Annotated in this window: 1 protein-coding gene and 1 pseudogene; both read right to left on the reverse strand. The window is 56.0% G+C overall.

All coding sequences use genetic code 11. From position 1 onward, the window contains the following. A partial coding sequence (locus tag BKD70_RS18555) for a hypothetical protein (protein WP_070415388.1) occupies nucleotides 1–630 on the reverse strand: 630 nt, incomplete at its 3' end. A gap of 346 nt (nucleotides 631–976) precedes the next feature. Next, nucleotides 977–1,210: pseudogene (locus tag BKD70_RS18560) on the reverse strand (hypothetical protein); the annotation flags it as partial.

Consider the following 1,210-nt stretch of genomic DNA (forward strand, 5'->3'; position numbering starts at 1 on the left):
GACCTGCGGGTTGAAGTGCAGGTTGGCGTGGTAGGTGCCGCGCGAATTCTGGTCGTTGTCGACCACCCAGTCCATGTAGCCGTCGATCAGCACATCGGAATTGCCCAGCGGCAGGGTGTAGGACCACACCGGGGTGATCTGCCACACGCCCTTGCCGGGGCGATTGCCTTCGGGGAAGCGCTGGTAGAAGTTCAACTGGAAGTAATCGAAGCCGGGCACGTTCAGGTCGAAGCCCGGGCCGATCAGGTAGGCCTCGGTGTCGCCTTCGCCGAACTCGTAGGTCATGGCCAGCAACACGTCTTTGATGGGGCCGAACTCAAACGTCTGGTCAAAGATTTTGCCGAAGGACAACCGTGGCGTGAACTCGCCGTAATAGGTGTTCGGGCCGACGTTGCCGTCTTCTTTGCCGTTATAAAAGATGCGGTCGAGGAAGAAGAAGTTATCGCCGTACTTCCAGCTGTCTGCGTGTTCGAAGGTCAGGGTCTGTTGAATCGACGGATTGACCTGAAAGTTCTTGCCCCACAAGTAAGTCAGGCTGTTGGTCTGCCATTGCAACAGGTCGCCAGCAACGGCCGGGGCCCCGCCCAGCAAGCTCCCCGCGAGCATCAGGCCGGTCAGTGTGCGCTTCATTCGGTTGCTCCAAAAAATAAGTGTTTTGCAGTGAATGGAACGCAGTGCTCGGTGTTGGCACTTTGGTTCCGTGTTTAAAAGTTGGCTCTTCGGTCAACTTTATAAGCCTGAGCAAGTCTTGGGCCACACCTGACAAATGGCCAAGGAACATCCCTCTGCTGCCATGGGCAGTTGAGTCCTAAGTTACGTAACTACTTGATCTGACTGAATTAAGTTGGCTTTAAAGTCAGCTTCTAAACAGCGCCCGTATCAGAGCGCGGCGCAGAATACTGGCTCTGCCTGCGGTACTCAAGCGTTGCGTCACCGCCGTTGGGCGGACGGTGACGCGACGTGCACTGAAAAAGCGCTAGAAGTGGAACTTGACCAATGCACTGGCCGTGTTCTGGTTGGTGTCCAGGCGGCTGCTGTTTTCAATCCCGTATTTGTTCTTCCAGTAGCTGTACTCGAACCCGACATACAGCTGCTTCTCGCCGATGTTCAGCGCCTTGCCCAGGTCGTATTTGACCTGTGGGTTGAAATGCAGGTTGGCGTGGTAGGTGCCGCGCGAATTCCGGTCGTTGTCGACCACCCAGTCCATGTA

It is taken from the genome of Pseudomonas sp. BS-2016 (genome assembly GCF_001806145.1).
Lineage (GTDB): Bacteria > Pseudomonadota > Gammaproteobacteria > Pseudomonadales > Pseudomonadaceae > Aquipseudomonas > Aquipseudomonas lundensis.